Source organism: Acinetobacter sp. YH12126, assembly GCF_013418745.1.
In the GTDB taxonomy this organism is placed as follows: Bacteria; Pseudomonadota; Gammaproteobacteria; order Pseudomonadales; family Moraxellaceae; genus Acinetobacter; species Acinetobacter amyesii.
On sequence record NZ_VPBM01000002.1, the window covers coordinates 333,453 to 351,781 of the forward strand.

General features: G+C 42.4%; 16 protein-coding genes. 4 read left to right on the top strand and 12 right to left on the bottom strand.

The window, feature by feature from the left end:
* Window positions 1–199 precede the first annotated feature (199 nt).
* Window positions 200–2,143 carry an acetate--CoA ligase gene (gene acs / locus FTU62_RS01610; RefSeq protein ID WP_180101652.1) on the bottom strand — a complete coding sequence of 648 codons (1,944 nt, stop codon included), beginning with the start codon at window positions 2,141–2,143 and terminating at the stop codon, window positions 200–202.
* Between the two features lie 284 nt (window positions 2,144–2,427).
* On the opposite strand from acs, the gene FTU62_RS01615 reads away from it, so the two are divergent.
* Both FTU62_RS01615 and FTU62_RS01620 read left to right on the top strand, forming a co-directional pair.
* Window positions 2,428–3,006: a DUF805 domain-containing protein gene (locus FTU62_RS01615; protein WP_078193199.1), complete on the top strand. Its 579-nt coding sequence runs from the start codon at window positions 2,428–2,430 to the stop codon at window positions 3,004–3,006.
* A 123-nt stretch (window positions 3,007–3,129) separates the two neighbouring features.
* Window positions 3,130–4,101 (top strand): mechanosensitive ion channel family protein, encoded by a 972-nt coding sequence (locus FTU62_RS01620; protein ID WP_078193200.1) that lies wholly within the window; start codon window positions 3,130–3,132, stop codon window positions 4,099–4,101.
* Here the strand turns inward: FTU62_RS01620 and FTU62_RS01625 are convergent.
* The 5 genes from FTU62_RS01625 to prfB form a co-directional block, all read right to left on the bottom strand.
* Entirely contained in the window at window positions 4,087–4,797 is a 711-nt protein-coding gene (locus tag FTU62_RS01625) for a 16S rRNA (uracil(1498)-N(3))-methyltransferase (RefSeq protein ID WP_180101654.1), read from the bottom strand. The genes FTU62_RS01620 and FTU62_RS01625 overlap by 15 nt on opposite strands.
* 324 nt (window positions 4,798–5,121) lie before the next feature.
* Window positions 5,122–6,402, bottom strand: a complete 1,281-nt coding sequence (locus tag FTU62_RS01630) for a 3-deoxy-D-manno-octulosonic acid transferase (protein WP_180101656.1) — start codon at window positions 6,400–6,402, stop codon at window positions 5,122–5,124.
* An 87-nt stretch (window positions 6,403–6,489) separates the two neighbouring features.
* The gene (locus tag FTU62_RS01635) at window positions 6,490–7,578 is read right to left on the bottom strand and encodes an alkene reductase (RefSeq protein ID WP_180101657.1); all 1,089 of its coding nucleotides are present in this window, start codon (window positions 7,576–7,578) and stop codon (window positions 6,490–6,492) included.
* A 37-nt stretch (window positions 7,579–7,615) separates the two neighbouring features.
* Complete coding sequence (locus FTU62_RS01640) at window positions 7,616–7,915, bottom strand: helix-turn-helix transcriptional regulator (RefSeq protein ID WP_078190555.1); 300 nt, start codon at window positions 7,913–7,915, stop codon at window positions 7,616–7,618.
* A 154-nt stretch (window positions 7,916–8,069) separates the two neighbouring features.
* A protein-coding gene (gene prfB / locus FTU62_RS01645) for a peptide chain release factor 2 (protein ID WP_111884474.1) occupies window positions 8,070–9,165 on the bottom strand; the annotation gives its coding sequence in 2 pieces (ribosomal slippage) (window positions 8,070–9,092 and window positions 9,094–9,165; 1,095 coding nt in all).
* A 181-nt stretch (window positions 9,166–9,346) separates the two neighbouring features.
* Here prfB and FTU62_RS01650 point away from each other — a divergent pair.
* Window positions 9,347–10,195 carry a putative porin gene (locus FTU62_RS01650; protein ID WP_180101658.1) on the top strand — a complete coding sequence of 283 codons (849 nt, stop codon included), beginning with the start codon at window positions 9,347–9,349 and terminating at the stop codon, window positions 10,193–10,195.
* A 324-nt stretch (window positions 10,196–10,519) separates the two neighbouring features.
* Window positions 10,520–11,305: a putative porin gene (locus FTU62_RS01655; protein ID WP_180101659.1), complete on the top strand. Its 786-nt coding sequence runs from the start codon at window positions 10,520–10,522 to the stop codon at window positions 11,303–11,305.
* A 71-nt stretch (window positions 11,306–11,376) separates the two neighbouring features.
* Here the strand turns inward: FTU62_RS01655 and recJ are convergent, their stop codons facing one another.
* The 6 genes from recJ to FTU62_RS01685 all read right to left on the bottom strand — a co-directional run bounded on the left by recJ (window position 11,377) and on the right by FTU62_RS01685 (window position 18,154).
* Entirely contained in the window at window positions 11,377–13,080 is a 1,704-nt protein-coding gene (gene recJ, locus FTU62_RS01660) for a single-stranded-DNA-specific exonuclease RecJ (protein ID WP_180101660.1), read from the bottom strand.
* A complete protein-coding gene (gene pdxH, locus FTU62_RS01665; protein WP_180101661.1) occupies window positions 13,081–13,737 on the bottom strand; it encodes a pyridoxamine 5'-phosphate oxidase in 657 nt (218 codons plus the stop codon).
* An 18-nt stretch (window positions 13,738–13,755) separates the two neighbouring features.
* The gene (gene glmM / locus FTU62_RS01670) at window positions 13,756–15,087 is read right to left on the bottom strand and encodes a phosphoglucosamine mutase (RefSeq protein WP_180101662.1); all 1,332 of its coding nucleotides are present in this window, start codon (window positions 15,085–15,087) and stop codon (window positions 13,756–13,758) included.
* 118 nt (window positions 15,088–15,205) lie between these two features.
* Window positions 15,206–16,672 (bottom strand): IMP dehydrogenase, encoded by a 1,467-nt coding sequence (gene guaB, locus FTU62_RS01675; protein WP_078190562.1) that lies wholly within the window; start codon window positions 16,670–16,672, stop codon window positions 15,206–15,208.
* 220 nt (window positions 16,673–16,892) lie between these two features.
* Window positions 16,893–17,258 carry a YkgJ family cysteine cluster protein gene (locus FTU62_RS01680; RefSeq protein ID WP_180084433.1) on the bottom strand — a complete coding sequence of 122 codons (366 nt, stop codon included), beginning with the start codon at window positions 17,256–17,258 and terminating at the stop codon, window positions 16,893–16,895.
* Window positions 17,259–17,356: 98 nt separating this feature from the next.
* A complete protein-coding gene (locus FTU62_RS01685) occupies window positions 17,357–18,154 on the bottom strand; it encodes an MBL fold metallo-hydrolase (RefSeq protein WP_078190564.1) in 798 nt (265 codons plus the stop codon).
* Window positions 18,155–18,329: the final 175 nt, after the last annotated feature.

Consider the following 18,329-nt stretch of genomic DNA (forward strand, 5'->3'; position numbering starts at 1 on the left):
CTAAGTCACCAAGATTCAGGCGACTTATAATTTGATCATTTTATACGTCGTATTTAGGATGGATAAAATGCATCATGAACGGCCCTTCATCCTAATCAACTTTTATAGGAGAAAGGACGTTCATTATTGCTTTAATAATCCTTCATATAAGCCATAGTGAACTTTCATCAGAACGTGATCACTGACGCTCAAATTGTTCTTATGACTTCGGATAAACCGTAGCAATCAAATGTTCAACCACTTGAGGTTCTGCCAAGGTCGAGGTATCACCTAAAGAGTCCAACTCATTGGCCGCAATTTTTCTTAAAATACGGCGCATGATTTTACCAGAACGGGTTTTCGGTAAGGCCGGCGCCCAATGCAATGCATCTGGCGTTGCCACTGGTCCAAGGACTTTGCGTACCCAAGCCACCAGTTCCTGACGTAACTCATCCGTCTCTGCTGTCCCTGCTTGTAAAGTCACAAAGGCGCAAATCCCTTGTCCTTTAATATCATGTGGCATACCCACCACCGCAGACTCTGCCACAGCATCATGTGCAACCAGCGCACTTTCAATTTCAGCCGTTCCCAATCGATGCCCTGAAACGTTCAAGACGTCATCCACACGACCCGTAATCCAATAATAGCCAGACTCGTCACGACGTGCGCCATCACCTGTAAAATACGTCCCCGGATAAGTGGAGAAATAGGCCTCAATAAAGCGCTCAGGATCACCCCAAATGGTTCGCATTTGTCCCGGCCAAGAATCCTTAATCACCAAGTTACCTTCTACGGCACCTTCAAGCTCATTGCCTTCAGCATCGACAATCGCAGGTTGCACACCAAAGAATGGACGCGTCGCTGAACCTGGTTTTAAATCGGTTGCTCCCGGCAATGGCGTAATCATGAAACCACCCGTCTCTGTTTGCCACCATGTATCCACCACTGGGCAGCGGCTTTCACCTACCACGGTGTAGTACCAATTCCATGCCTCTGGGTTAATGGGTTCACCCACCGAACCTAGTAAACGCAGACTACTGCGGTCACTTTCTCGGACAAAGGCATCCCCTTCTCGCATCATGGCGCGAATTGCAGTCGGTGCCGTATATAAAATAGTGACGTTATGTTTATCAACAATATGTCCGGTCCGAGCCCAACTTGGATATTGTGGTACACCTTCAAACATCACGGTCGTGGTGCCATTCGACAATGGCCCATACAACACATAAGAATGTCCCGTAATCCAACCAACATCGGCAGTACACCAAAACACATCATCTTGTTTAAGGTCAAAAACTTCACGGAAGGTACAATTCACATAGGTTAAATAGCCGCCTGTGGTATGCAATACACCTTTCGGTTTTCCTGTCGAACCTGATGTATACAAAATAAATAGCGGGTCCTCGGCATTCATAGGTTCAGGTGGGCAGAGATCATTGACCGACATGATTTCCATGTGATACCACAAATCACGGTCCGCTTTCATTTCGATCGGATTACCTGTACGGTGTACCACAATGACATTTTGAACCGAAGATGTGCCTTCGATGTCGAGTGCAAGATCGACATTTTCTTTGAGTGGAATGGGCTTGCCACCACGCATCCCACAATCCGCAGTAATCACGACTTTCGCCTGACTGTCATCGATACGACTTGCCAATGAGTCTGGTGAGAAACCGCCAAAAACCACGCAATGTACTGCACCAATTCGGGTACAGGCCAACATCGCAATTGCCGCTTCGGGCACCATTGGCATATACAACACCACACGGTCGCCTTTGCCCACGCCATGTTTTTTTAACACATTGGCAAAACGGCAAGTTTCATCATGCAGTTCTTCAAAAGAAATAATTTTATGCCGTGAAGGATGATCACCTTCCCAAATAATGGCCGGTTTATGTGGATGTTCTTTTAAATGTCGATCGAGACAGTTAGCACTGACATTCAATTCACCGTCAGCAAACCACTCGATCTTAAAATCATCTTGCTTAAAATTTGTATTTTTAACTTGGGTAAACGGTTTGATCCAATCGATCTTTTGCGCTTGCTCCGCCCAAAACTCATCTGGTTGTTCAATCGATTTTTGATAACGCTCAAAGTACTCCGACTCGTTGATGCGTGCGGTTTTTTTGAAACTTTCAGGTACTGGATAGATCTCTTTCATATTGTATTTTCCTTGATCTGATTCATCTCATCACGAGATGCCATGCCACATTTCTACTTTTATAATTCCTGCATCACAGCAGTATGACGATTAATTTTTAATCGCAGCAATCATGCTTTGGTCGTATTATTCTTTCCCATTTAAAGCACATCTATAAGCAAAATTTCAACAAAAACATGTTTTAATTCAGTATCTGACCAGTTCAATTAAACCTATACTGCAAAGGTAATTTTACTCAGCACTCCGCTTTTTCATTCTTTCATATACGTTGAGTTGATCCGATCATGAACACCAATGACTCTTCTTTCTTTTCCCGTCAGACGACCACTACATCGGATAATCCCCTGAAACCTGATGGACGTTTTGGTCGACTGAGCATGATTGGTTGGTATGGCTTTCTCAATATCATCAGCTTTTTTGCCATAATCGCTTTAAGCCTTGCCGTGGGTATTTTTAACATCAATACCATGGCGTTAAATGAGCAATTTGTTGGCATATTCACCGGGGTATCTGGCCTCGCCTATTTGGCAATTATTATTCTCTATATCTATTTCTATTGTGTCTTTGTCGTCCGTCGACTGCATGACCTCAATAAAGCCGGTTGGTTGCTACTGCTTTTATTTATCCCCGTGATCAATCTATTCTTTATCCTGTATTTATTATTGGCCTCAGGCACACCGACCGTAAATCAATACGGCGCGCCACGCCCTGCTGCCGTTTGGGAAAAAATTCTGGCATGGTTGATGATTTTAATCAGTGTGTTGTCGCTCTTGGCTACAGGTAGCATCACCTCGTATATGATGGGTAGCGGTGAAATTGAATCGCCGACAGAAATCATTCAACAAGGCACTGAATATTTCTAAGCCACTGACCGAATCTGAGCCTGTCTGAATTTTGATACATCTGTTCACAAGCCTGTAAATGAGGGTTATTTTCGCCACTAATTTCAGGCAAAATAGCGAAAAACCGAAACATTTGGAAAACTCGTGGCTGAAAAAGAAAATGCCTTGAGTGATGTCACTCAAGGCACGACTCAACTTTTGCAAGAGGCAACAGAAAAAACCGCACAAACCGTGCTGGAACATACCTCTAAATATAATGACGCATACTCAACGATCGATAAATTTGTCGATGGATTTTGGGAACGCCTGCCATATATTTGTATCGCATTAATTGTTTTTACGATCTTCTATCTACTGTCTAAACTCTTTAGATTCTTTGTTCGTAAAGCGCTCACTGACCGCTCTTACTCAAAACAAAATCTAGTTTTGGTCCTGAACCGTGTCGGTAGCTCAGCCATTATGTTCTTCGGTTTCCTAATTGCAATGGTCATTGCGATTCCTGGGTTCACACCGGGTCAGCTCATGAGTGCATTGGGGATTGGTTCGGTCGCAATCGGTTTCGCGTTTAAAGATATTTTCCAGAACTTACTGTCAGGTATTTTGATTCTCCTAGGCGAACCGTTCAAAATCGGTGATGACATTATTGTGTCAGGAATGGAAGGTACTGTTGAAGATATTCAGATCCGTGCAACCTTCCTACGCTCTCCAGATGGTCGTCGTATCGTGATTCCAAACGCGACGGTTTACACCAGTGCGGTAACGGTGAATACCGCTTATCAACGTCGTCGTTGTGAATTTGTGGTGGGTATTGGTTATGAAGATGACATTCAAAAAGCTAAAAACATTGTTTTGGCTATTTTGGACAAAGACCCAACCATCTTGAGCCAACCTGCGTTTACCGTAAACGTGAATGCTTTGGCTGATTTCTCAGTCAATCTGAATGTCCGTTGGTGGGTAGATACCACAGAAACCACCACTGCGAACTCAATCAGTGAAGTGCAAGAACACGTTATCCAAGCATTCAATCAAAATGGTATTTCAATTCCTTACCCTGTACAGGAAGTGAAAGTTTACCGTGGTGATCAAGCTGAGACAGAAGCGTCAACAGCTAAATAATCGCCCTAAAACGTACGGAATCACAGTTTCTGTGCGGATAATTCGGTTGCCTAAGCTGACTGCTTGGCAACCGTTTTTTATGAGTAAATCGACCTCATAAGGGATAAATCCACCTTCAGGTCCAATAATGATCGTACATCCATGTTGAATCCCTGCAGGCATCACATCTTCGACATAAGGGTGCGCCACATAAGCGGGATAATCCGATGAAATCATGCTTGGCAAAACATCCTCCACAAAGGGTTTAAAGCGTTTATACAGTTCAATTTTGGGCGCAATGGTGTCACCTGCCTGCTCCAAACCCAACGTCACATAGTGATCGAGCTGCTGTAAAAATGGTGTCTGCCAATAGCTTTTATCCACGCGATAACTGTGCAGCAGAATGATTTTTTCTACACCTAAAGTGACTACATCCATGATCAGACGGCGCAACACTTTCGGACGAGGCATTGCCACAATTAAAGTCACCGGATGCTTTGCAGGTACTTCTTCTTCTTGTAAGGGTTTAAGTTGAATGCGCTCATCACTGATACTGACGATTTGGGTTAAATAGCGTCTTCCTTCCCGAATACCGACTTTGAGTGTATCGCCCACCTGTATATTCACATGGTTTTTTAAATGCTCAATTTGACGTTTGGCACTGATACTCCACAGTTCAGATTCAGTTTGACGTGGGTCAAGCAGGACGATGTTCATAAAAAATTCTCTTACCCAACTCAATTGGATACACGAAAACGTCATCCACAACGGTTCAAGGCAACACTCAATAGAATCACTCAAATTTTAGCGATTATTTGTTAGACATAAAAATTCGACGCGTTTTGTCGTGAGCTGCATTGCACCGCAAGATGGCTTCCTTGCGAAGCTTCGCATCTCATTTTACCGAATGAGAAACAACGTTTCGTAAGAGTACCTTCAGCCGAAGGCTAACACCTTTCTTCAAAACTTAGACGTAAGACTCCGTCGAGTCTATTCATAAATCTATTTAAAATATCCAACAATTTAATTCATTGTGAAAAATCAAAGGTACTGATCAATCACCTGAATATGCTTTTGCAGCGACCCGGTATTCTTTTGCATAATCAGCTGAGCTGCATCATTTAAAGCCTGAGCTTTCGCAGTATTTTGAATGATGTCAACCAATGCACTGGCCGCCTGCTCAAAATCCCGCACAACCACAACCGCATAGGCCGCTACAAACTCATCCACAATGGTTTGAAAATTAAAATAATGCTGACCTAATACTGTCGGGACATGTAACGTAATGGGCTCCAAAATATTATGCCCACCACCAGGTTCATTGAGCGATCCACCCACAAAACAAGCCTGACTCAATGCGTACCACAACCACATTTCACCCATACTGTCTGCTAAATACACTTGTGTATCAGGCAAAATAGTCTGATTAAGGCTGCGGCGCTGGGTATTTAAATTTAGTTTCTGCGCTTCTACAAAAACGTCATCAAAGCGTTCAGGATGACGTGGTACGACGATACATAACAGCTCAGGCTGTTGTTGCAAAATCGGCTGCAGCGCTGCGAGTAGTTTTTGTTCCTCGGGCGCATGCGTACTGGCAATGGTGATGATTTTACGCTCTTGTAAAGCCCAATCTTGACGCAACTGCGCTGCTTGTTGCACAAAGCTATCGGGCGCATGAATATCAAACTTGATACTACCGACGACCTGACTGGTATGCGGGTTTGCACCCAACTCAATAAATCGCGCTAAAGTTGCCTGATCTTGCGCCAATAATTGTTTCAAACTCTTTAGCATCGGCTGCGTCAAACTCGGGACTTTGCTATAACCCTTCGCCGATTTTTCAGATAATCTGGCATTAATCAATAAACACGGAACATTGGCCTGATCGGCTTCAATCATCAAATTTGGCCAGAGTTCAGTTTCGACTAGAGCCAACATTTTCGGTTGATATTTTTCGATAAAACGACGGACTAATTTTTTTTGATCTGCTGGCAGATACACGGCCTGAAATAGCGATTCATACGGTGCTTTTAAAAATAATTGTTTCGCACGCGCTTGTCCGGTTTTGGTGGTATTGGTGACTAAGACTGGATGGCCTGCTTTGAGATAATGTTCAATCAGCGGCTGCGCAGCGTTGGTTTCTCCGACGGAAACCACATGAAACCAAATTGCATTGCGGTTTTTAACCGGCTGAAATGGCCCAAAGCGCTCAAGACACTCTTGCTGATATAGTTGGAGATCTTCAGCACGTTTTTTGATGCGCCATTGATATAGCGGCTTAATCAGCGCCAAAGCTGCGTTATACCAAAAAGGAGTAGTCAAATTATTACGCTCAAAAACGGTTTGAATCGGCAGAATATATCAGAGCATTATCCACATGTTAATGGATAATGCGTATTCAAGTGTCGATTAATAGGTTGAACGACCTGAACCAAATTTATTTTTCATGCTTGGATAATCAATATAGCCTTCGGCAACATCTGTCCCAATCATATTTTCCAACTGCAATTCATTCAGTGCAGCATTCGCTAGCAAACGTTCAAACAAATCTGGATTGGCAATATAAGCTTTACCAAAAGACACCGCATCGGCTTTACCTGAGGCCAATAAATCAACGGCATCTTCACGGCTTAAACGCATATTGGCAATGTACGGCACACCATTTGAGCGCTGTTTCAGATAGTCACTAATACTGTCATCCGCCAGATATTCACGGGTAAAGAAGAAGGCAATCTTCCTCTGCCCCAACTGTTCTAAAGCATAGCCAAAGGTTTCACGTGGATCATGATCGCCCATGTCGTGTTCATCACCACGCGGCGCAAGATGCACACCTACACGACCTGCCCCCCACACTTCAATCAGCGCATCCACCACTTCAAGCAATAAACGTGCGCGGTTTTCTACAGAACCACCATACTCATCTTCACGTAGGTTGGTTTTGCTTTGTAGGAATTGATCGATCAAATAACCATTGGCCGCATGCAGTTCCACACCATCAAATCCCGCTTCTTTGGCTTTGATCGCAGACTGTTTGTATTGTTCTACAATGCTTTTGATTTCTGCAATCTCTAATGGACGTGGCACGACATATTCGCGTTTTGGGCGAAGCAGACTGACATAACCCGCCTGTTGTACCGCACTGGCAGAAACTGGTGTATCACCATTCAAAAGATCGGGATGTGAGACACGTCCGACATGCCACAATTGTGCCACAATTAAACCTTGCTGTTCATGTACGGCTTGGGTCACCAATTTCCAGCCCTTAACTTGAGCATCGGTAAATAAACCCGGCGTCTGCAAATAGCCATTAGCTGCTTCTGAAATGACTGTTGCTTCTGAAATGATTAATCCAGCACTTGCACGCTGTGCATAATATTCAGCCATCATCGGCGTTGGAACACGGTCAATGGTTGCACGACTACGGGTTAGTGGCGCCATTACAACGCGATTTTTGAGGTGTAAATCACCCAAAATGAGAGGAGTATTAAGTTCAGCCATATATGTCTCGCCTGACACTTCAAATGCGAAAAATGATTTAAAGTGAGTTCTGCAGATAATCAATATATTGCTGAATGAGTTCTTCATTGCGTGAAAAATACGACCATTGACCATATTTCTCGGCTTGAATTAAGCCCGCCTGTTGTAACACAGACAAATGATTAGACATCGTAGACTGCGAAACATTACCGAGTTTTTCGATATTGCCAGCGCATACACCACGATTAAAGCCGCCACATTGTTCTTCTGACAAAAACTGTTCTGGTGTTTTCAACCATTCCAAGATTTGACGTCGAGTCGGATTGGCAAGTGCTTTAAAAATTAAATCAATATCCATAATTTAAACGGGTTTAATTAAATAAAAATTTGGACAACAAAGTTCTATTCAGCATCTTGAATACACTATATCGTATTTTTTCGATTTTTATATCGATTTTTATAGATATATTAATCAAAAACAGATAGAACTTTGTTTTCTATATAAATTTAAATTACAAACCTTGTTTGAGGCTGGCTTCAATAAACTTATCTAAATCGCCATCAAGCACTGCACCAGTGTTTGAACTTTCCACACTGGTACGTAAGTCTTTAATACGCGAGTCATCTAAAACGTATGAACGAATTTGACTGCCCCAACCAATATCTGACTTGGTGTCTTCCAACGCTTGTGCCGCATCATTACGTTTTTGCATTTCAAGTTCGTACAATTTTGCACGTAACTGTTTCCATGCATGGTCACGGTTGGCGTGCTGTGAACGTTGGTTCTGACATGCCACCACAATCCCTGTTGGAGCGTGAGTTAAACGTACCGCAGAGTCTGTTTTGTTAATGTGCTGACCACCCGCACCAGATGCACGATAGGTATCAGTACGAACATCAGCAGGATTGATTTCAATTTCAATATTGTCATCAATTTCAGGGGATACAAAAACCGCTGAGAATGAAGTATGGCGACGATTACCCGAGTCAAAAGGTGACTTACGGACTAAACGGTGTACGCCAGATTCTGTACGTAACCAACCATATGCATACTCACCTTCTACACGGATCGTTGCAGACTTGATCCCTGCCACATCACCATCAGATTCTTCCATCACTTCTGCTTTAAAGCCATGACGTTCAATCCAACGTAGATACATACGCAGTAACATGGATGCCCAATCCTGTGCTTCAGTACCACCAGAACCTGCTTGGATTTCGACATAGCATGGGTTCGGGTCCATCGGATTACTGAACATACGACGGAATTCTAATTTCGCAAGTTCTGCTTCCGCTGAAGTTAACTCTGCTTGCACATCCGCAAGTAAGCTTTCTTCTTCTGCTTCAACCGCAAGATCCAACATCGCTTGGGCATCTTCTAGCTGAGTTGAAAGCCCTTCGAGCACGTTAATGACGTTTTCGAGTTCACCTTTTTCTTTTGCCATTGCTTGTGCACGGCTTTGATCATTCCAAATTGCTGGGTCTTCCAGCTCACGTAGAACCTCTTCTAAACGCTCTTTTTTCAGATCGTAGTCAAAGATACCCCCGTAATGTTTGACCACGGTCGTTTAAGTCTTTTAGCTGTAATAGATACGGATTAATTTCCACGTGAATTACTCTCAATCAAAAAATTTGGCTTAAATAGCCGCCTATTATATCACAGAGAATTTGCACAGATTCAGCCAGATTGATCATCCAAATCATTGACTTCAATGCACATAATATGAACAATACGCTCGCGTTACTATTTATTACATTTTATTTACAACAATAATGTTTCGAGGGTTTTATGAAAAAGACATTACTTGCACTAGGGTTAGCTGTTATCACTTCATCAACTTTTGCTTATGATGGTCAAGTTGATGGCGGTTTTACTTATACAGATTGGGACAATGACATCGTAGATTCAAACGGATTGTTCAACTTACAAGGCACGTTATATTTAGACTCAGTAAACCCTAAAAATGGCCCATTAAACGAAGCTGCATTTTTAGGTCATAACAGCAATATTTATGCTAAATATAGCTATCAATATTTAGATACAAAAACAGTTGATGTATCAGATTATTTTCCTGTTTCAGGTCCGCTTGCAGGCAAAGCAGAATATGACAGCCACCATATTTCATTAGGTGCTGAATACTTCTTTGAACAATTCTACTTTAATGGTGAATTAGGCTACAAAGAAGAAAAAGCTGAAGTAAAAGTTGCTGGTATTTCAGCAAGCGAGGACTATGATTCAACAACATACCGCGCATTAGTAGGTTATTTACCTGTCTCTAACCTTTTACTTGCTGTTGGTATTGATGGCTATCAAGGTGACAATGATGAAGACGAAGACAACCGTTTTGCTGTTAAAGCAAAATATGTTGCTCCTCTTAATAATGGTCAATACATCAACCTAGAAGCAGATGGCGCTTTTGGTGATTTAGACTCTGTTACGATTGGCGCAGACTACTACTTCGATCAAGCATTTAGCGTAGGTGCATCTTACAATATCGAAGATGATGGTGATGAAGACACGGATTACTTCGCTATTCGTTCAAAATATTTCCTTAACCCGAACCTAGCAATCGGTGGTCAAGTTGGTTTTGGTGATGACGTTCAAGCGTTCAACATCAATGCAACTTTCCGTTTCTAATTTCGTTTGAATTAGAAGTTTGCTAAAAAAGCACCTCTATTTTGAGGTGCTTTTTTCTTTTCGATGTAATATTTACTTTAAAAAAAGTCCAGTTATTGACCAAATAACCCACAAATTCATATTATCTACACAGTTTTAATAAAACAAAACATTATAAATAAACACATACTTTTCAATATTTTAAATAATTTTAATTACATAAAATTACCGAATTCACAGTTCCACAACTTTGCAGCGATTGACCATCTTTAAAATTTCTCTAGACTAAAACTTGTAACAAAAAATGTATTAAATTTAGCCAAACAATTTAGAGGGGTAGTTTCCATGAAAAAACTCGCAATTGCTTCAGCACTTCTTTCTGCACTTGCTATTACAGGTACAGCTCATGCTTATCAAGCAGAAGTGGGCGCTTCAGCTGGTTACATCGACCCAGATAATGGAAGCTCTGGCAGTGAATTTGGTGTAAACGGTACTTATTACTTCAACCCTGTTCAAACTCGTAACGCTCCTCTTGCAGAAGCTGCATTCTTAAACCGTGCAAGTAACGTAAATGCACATGCAACTTTCGCTGACCGTGGCAATGTTGACGACAATACTTATGGCGTTGGTATCGAATATTTCGTACCAAACTCAGATTTCTATGTATCTGGTGATGTAAGCCGTAATAATGTCGAAGTTGACACTCCATTCGGCACAGTAGACAACGATACAACTTACTACGGTGCTGAAGTCGGTTATCTTCCTGCACCAGGCTTCTTAGTTGCAGTTGGTGTGAAAGGTTGGGATAACGATGAAGATGACGGCGTAGATCCAACTTTACGTGCTAAATACGTAACAACTTTAAGCAATGGTAAAGACATTAACCTTGAAGCGGGTGCAGCATTCGGTGATCTAGATGAATTCAATCTAGCAGCGGATTACTTCATCGACAAAACATTCAGTGTTGGTGCTGACTACTACAACAACGATGTCACTGATCGTAACGAAGTAGGGATCAATGCACGTAAATTCTTTAACCAACAAGTAAGCCTTGAAGGTCGTGTTGGTTTCGGTGAAGTTCGCAACAATGACTACAATTCATTTGGTGTAGCAGCGAAATACCGCTTCTAATCCATTGAAGTCAAAACCATAAAAAAACCGCTCTTCTGAGCGGTTTTTTTATTTGCCTGTAAAAATAGAATTTATTGAGCCAAGTGTAGAACTCTCAATTGAACACTGACATTTCCTCTAAATTCATTTTTATCGAGTTCGTAGACCAAGCGGATTTTATCTTGCATAGGATTAAATTCATATTTTTCTGCCGCATTAAATGCAATTGCGTCCACCATTAAGCCATTATCTAAAGCAAGTTTTAATTTCAGATGCACATCTTTCAACCAACGATAATCTAAAACTTTAAATAGGCCTTCATAGACCGGTGCAGGGAATTTTTGTCCCCATGGACTTAAATTTTGCAAAAGATCGACGGTTTCGACATTAATGGCCGAATCGGGCAATTCGCCATCTGTCCAAATAGTGGCCTGAAATAAATTTTCATCTTGCGCAGCGATGAGTGCTTCAAAAGCGGTTTTAAATTCAGAAAAATGCTGCTTTTGAATGGTTAGTCCTGCCGCAGCAGCATGCCCTCCAAAATGACTCACCAAATGCGGATGTAATTCAGCAATACGCTCAATACTGTCTCGAATATGAATACCTTCGATCGAACGCGCAGAGCCTTTAATATGTACGCCATCCTCATCTGCGGCAAAGACGATTGCAGGTCTATGAAATTGTTCTTTCAAACGCCCTGCAACAATCCCAATCACCCCTTGATGCCAATGCTGTTCAAACATGATCAAGGCTGCAGGTAAGTTATCCTGATCAAGCTGAATATGTTCTAACTCAGCCAGAGCTTCCTGTTTAATCTGCCCTTCGACTTGGCGTCTTTCAATATTGAGTTGATTCAACTGCTGCGCAATCGGATAAGCCGTACTTAAATCTGCCGCAATCAGACACTCAATCCCAATATCCATAGTCTCCATACGCCCAGCTGCATTGAGTCGTGGGCCGACCACAAAGCCCAAGTCCTGTGCTTTTAACTGTGCAGGATCACGACCGGCAATATCCAATAATGCACTGATCCCTGGACGACATAATCCTTGCTGTATCCGCTTCAAACCAGCATCAATCAAAATCCGATTATTCAGATCTAGACTTGCAACATCGGCATAAGTGCCTAAGGCCACCAAGTCCAAATATTGGCTGAGGTTGGCTGTGGATTTAGCATTTTTTTTACGCATACTGGCCAAATTTGCCAACACATAAAATGCAACACCTACGCCAGCCAAGGCTTTACTTGGAAATTCACATCCCAATTGATTGGGATTTACCACCGCTTCTGCTTGTGGTGTTTCCTTTGTGGTCAGGTGATGGTCGGTAATGATCACCTGCATACCATGCGCCTGTGCCTGTGCTACACCAGCATGGCTCGAAATACCATTATCGACCGTAATCAGCACATCTGGAGTAAAGCTCACGAAGGCCAAATCAGCAATGGCAGGTGTCAGACCATAACCATATTTGAAACGATCTGGAACCAGATATTCAACATCCGCGCCCATATCACGTAGTGCCAAGACCATCAATGCAGTACTGGTCGCACCGTCGGCATCATAATCACCAACAATGACGATTTTCTTTTGAGTATCAATTGCTTGATCGATTATTTCAATCGCTTGCTCTAAACCCTTTAAGTTTGGCGCATGTAAGTGCTTAAGCTTCAATTCCAGCTCTTGTGCGGAAGAAACCCCGCGACGTGCCAATAAATCAGCAATAAACGGGGCAACGCCCTGAATATCTTCAGGGCGCGTCAAATAGGGTCTTTGTTGAATTAAAAGTTTAGACATTTATGGCATCAGTCGCTGTAAAACCCATTGACCATCCTGTAGTTTATAACTCAAGCGGTCATGTAAACGATTCGGACGGCCTTGCCAAAATTCATAATAATCCGGAACTAAACGATAGCCACCCCAAAACTCAGGTTTCGCCAATACGTCTTTGCTTTCCACTTGATCATGCAAATTTTGGAAACGCTGTTGTAATTCTTCACGACTAGCGATAACACCACTTTGTGGGGTGCTAATGTGCGCTGCAATTTGGCTATCACGCGGTCGCTTATGGTAATAATCTGTCGATTCTTCGAGAGATATCTTTTCGACACGACCACTGACCCGAATTTGACGTTCCTGCTCTTGCCAATAAAACAATAATTCTGCATAAGGATTATCGAGCAGATCATTGCCTTTTTGACTGTCATAGTTGGTGTAGAAGTCATAACCTGCATGGGTCGCACCGCGCAACAAGACCGTCCGCACGTGCGGACGACCTTGGGCATTAGCCGTCGCCAATGACATAGCATAGGGTTCATGCAATTGTGCTTCTAAGGCATGGTTAAACCATAATAAAAACTGCTCATGTGGATCACGGTTCATCTGATCTTCATGCAACTCACCTTTTTGATAAGTTAAACGCAGTTCACTTAAGTCCTTAATCACATCATTCATGCAATTTCCCCTCTTGATTTAAGCTGCATTGGTACGAACAGCATCGGCCAAATGATTTGCTAACGCTGTGACTTCTTCAAGGTCATTACCTTCAACCATGACACGAATGACCGGCTCTGTGCCTGATTTACGAATCAAGATGCGACCACGCCCTTTAAGCTGAGCTTCAGCTTTTTCAAACTCGCTCACCAGTGCAGGTACAGTGTAGGGATCAAACATCGCAGCCAAGCGAACATTCACCAAGACATTTGGTAATAACTCAAACCCTTCCACCAATTCATGCAAAGCTTTACCTTGCTCAACCATCACCGTTAACACCTGAAGTGAAGCAATGATCGCATCACCTGTGGTGCTCTTGTCCAAAGTCAGAATATGACCTGATGGCTCACCGCCCGTTACCCAACCCTTTTCTTCTAGGCCTTGTAATACATAGCGGTCACCAACTTTGGCACGAAGCAAAGGCACATTGGCTTGATCTAAAGCAATTTCAAGCGCCATATTACTCATCACAGTACCCACGATACCCGCAGGCTTTTGACTCGCTTGAGTGGCTAAAATATACAGAATATGGTCACCAGTAATTTGCTGACCGTTTTTATCCACCATAATCACACGGTCGGCATCACCGTCAAAAGCAATCCCTAAATCCGCCTGATGTTCAACAACGGCTTTTTGTAAAAATTCAGGATGCGTCGAACCACAGTCTTTATTGATGTTTAAACCATCCGGTTCGTTAAACAGCGCAATCACTTTTGCACCCAGTTCACGATACACCGAAGGGCCGACGCTATAGGCTGCACCATTGGCACAGTCCACCACAATTTTTAAGCCTGTCAGGTCAAAATGGTACGGGAAGGTTGATTTACAAAACTCGATATAACGACCATTGGCATCTTTTACACGCACACTTTTACCTAAGTTTGCAGGGTCTTCGATCACCAAGTCATTTTCAAGTTCTTTGTTAATGGCTTCTTGAATTTCATCCGGCAATTTTTTACCTTCGCTCGAGAAGAACTTAATACCATTGTCAAAATACGGATTATGAGACGCCGAGATCACGATGCCTAAGCTGGCATGTAATGCACGGGTTAAATGGGCAATTGCAGGTGTAGGTAATGGACCCAACAAATGAACATAAACACCTGCTGCGTTTAAACCGGCTTGTAATGCTGACTCTAAAATATAGCCCGATAATCGGGTATCTTTACCTAGTACAACGATGGGCTTTGCTTTTTTACTGTATTGTTTTAATACTTTACCTGCGGCAAATCCTAGTTTTAATGCAAATTCAGGGGTAATAGGCAATTCACCGAATTTGCCACGAATGCCATCTGTACCAAAATAACTCATGTTGTACTCACTTCTTAATGGTGATCTTAATCATCACTTTTTACTGCAAATACTTTACACCAAAAACAAAAAGGCCGTCATATTAATGACGGCCTTTTCGGCTAAAAGCTACTAAATATCAACCAACACGGTAGTTTGGTGCTTCTTTAGTAATAGTCACGTCATGTACGTGAGATTCAGACATACCTGCCGCAGTAATTTTGACAAACTGTGCATTTTTACGTAAGTCATCGATCACCGCAGAACCGGTATAACCCATAGATGAACGTAAACCACCCATCATTTGATGAACGATGTTACCCATTGGGCCTTTGTACGGTACGCGACCTTCAATACCTTCTGGTACAAGTTTTTCAGCGCCTGCTTTTGAGTCTTGGAAATAACGGTCAGCAGAACCTGTTGCACCTGCCATCGCACCCAATGAACCCATACCACGATACGCTTTGTAGTAACGACCTTGGAAGAATTCAACTTCGCCCGGTGCTTCTTCCGTACCCGCCATCAATGAACCTACCATGATGGTACTCGCGCCTGCACCAATCGCTTTTGCCATATCACCAGAGAAACGGATACCACCGTCTGCGATCAATGGAATTTGATCTTTTAGTGCATTGGCAACGCTGTCAATCGCAGAGATTTGCGGCATACCAATACCAGCCACAATACGTGTAGTACAGATTGAACCCGGGCCAATACCCACTTTCACTGCATCTGCGCCAGCATCTAATAATGCAAGAGCTGCATCACCAGTCGCGATGTTACCGCCAATCACTTGAACTTGTGGATAGTTGGCTTTAACCCAACGTACACGTTCAATTACACCTGCAGAGTGACCATGTGCTGTATCAACAACAATCGCATCAACACCCGCTTCTACCAATGCTTCTACACGGCTTGGTGTTTCTGCACCTGTACCAACTGCAGCACCAACGCGTAAACGACCTAAGTCATCTTTGCAGCTGTTTGGATAGTTTTCAGCTTTACGGAAATCAGTAACCGTGATTAAACCTTTCAGTTCGTTGTTGTCATTTACAACAAGGACTTTTTCAATACGGTGTTTTTGAAGTAATGCTTGGATGTTTTCTTTTGATTCGTTTTCACGAACAGTCACCAAACGATCATGACCTGTCATGATGTTACTAACAGGTTGCTCAAGATTAGTTTCAAAACGAGTGTCACGACCAGTAACAATACCCACCACTTGACCGTCTTTCACCACTGGTACACCGCTGATGTTATTTGCTTGAGTTAAAGCAATCAGCTCACGTACAGTCGTTTCTGGTGTAACGGTAATTGGGTCTTTCACCATACCTGCTTCAAATTTTTTCACGCGGCGAACTTCTGCAGCTTGTGCAGCAATATCCATGTTTTTATGCAGGATACCGATACCACCGTTTTGCGCCATTGCAATCGCCATACGTGATTCAGTCACAGTATCCATTGCAGCAGAAACAAGTGGAATATTCAAATTGATGCCACGTGTGAAACGTGTCTTAAGAGAGACATCTTTTGGGAGAACAGTAGAATAGGCAGGGAGTAATAAGACATCATCAAAGGTTAGGGCTTCTTGAACGATGGTCAACATAACAGTCTCGCTGGTAATTTCCGTGAGCCATTATATACAAATTTCCGTTCAATTTTCATTTTAATTGCGGCAATTCTTTACGGAGTTTTCAATATTAACCATCGAATATGCTGTTTTCAGCAAGAATACTCTGGGGGTTGGTCAGCATCCAGTGCAATACAGGCAGAATCCGAAGATTCTACCTCTTAGATTTCAATAAATTTATTCTGGAAATAAAGCCTTAACTGACTTGATCGAAATCTTCGTCATTTTCAGCGTCATGCAGTGGAATACTGATCAATGGAATCATTTGATGCGCGATGCGTGCTTTATTACATTGCTCATCGGCGATTTGAACTTCTTTACAAGATGAACTACGTGCCTCATACATGTTACAACTCACCTGTTTGCCTACTTCTCCACCTAAAGCAATACAACGTGGATTTGCCTGATTCGTACCCACCATACATGAATACACCGATGTCACAGGTTCCGTATAATGTTCAGGCATATTTAGCCCTTCTGCCCAATAAAAAGAAACGCGATAGTGGGCACAACATGCTCCACACCTTAAACATGCATCCTGAGTCGGTATTTGAGACAACATTTTTATCTATTCTCGTCATCTAAAAGCTTATTTTATGGACGAAAAATATTAAAAAATGTTATCTGGAAACTCAATTATTTTTTGAAATTTTCAAGTCATTATACTGGGCAAGTAAAAACTGTCTCATCCATTAAATCGACACCACATTGTAAGGTTTCGATCCAATCTAAGAATTGATTGATCTGTTCTTTACCAATAAATGGCGTGCCGTGCTGCGGTACGATCATTTCCACATCCATCGTGCGTACCATGTTGACCCACAGACGGATCACTTTGTTTGAACACATATAGCGCTGATGGAAGCCTTTCATTTTAGGGATATGAGCGGCAAAATTTTCTAAAGGTTTAGAGGCGTCGTCCACCATAGATGCGCCCATATCCCCTGAGAATAAAATTTTGGCAATCGGGTCATAAAATTGGAAGTTACCAACCGAATGTAGGAAGTGTGCAGGAACAGCCACCAAATGGCTGTTGCCTAATGGAATCACCTGACCATGATCTGGCAGTTCGATCAAACGATCCAACCAATTGCCTTTCATGCGGTCACTCATAAATGCAGAGTTTAAATGCGGTAAGAAACGCGCCCACAGCTTAGATGCCACCACTTTGGCGTCGGTATAAACCAACCAACGCGGCATCGAGGTAATAATGTCAGGGTCCTGATGCGAGGCCATCACATAGTCAAGATTGGTCAAACGGGTATATTTATTCAGTTCCATAGTCAGTGGGACATAGGTCAAGTCACCACCCGGATCGAGCACTGCTGCGCGCTCATTATCCAAAATCAGGAACTGGTTCGCCTGTACGCCCTCGCCTTTTACCAAGCTGGTAAAGCTAATACATTTATGCTTTCCATCATCATAAAGTACCTGTGATGTTGTGCGTTCGAAAGCCATTCCCATTCCCCAAATTTTTTATCAAAAAATATATATTCTATAGGTGAATAACATATATTTATTTAGGGAAACTTACAATAAATATTCAGTCAATATTATCTGAAATATCAGTGAATTGGGTCTCATTTATTGGCAAATAATCCTGAGTTTTTAACTCAGGATTTCATGTATTTTT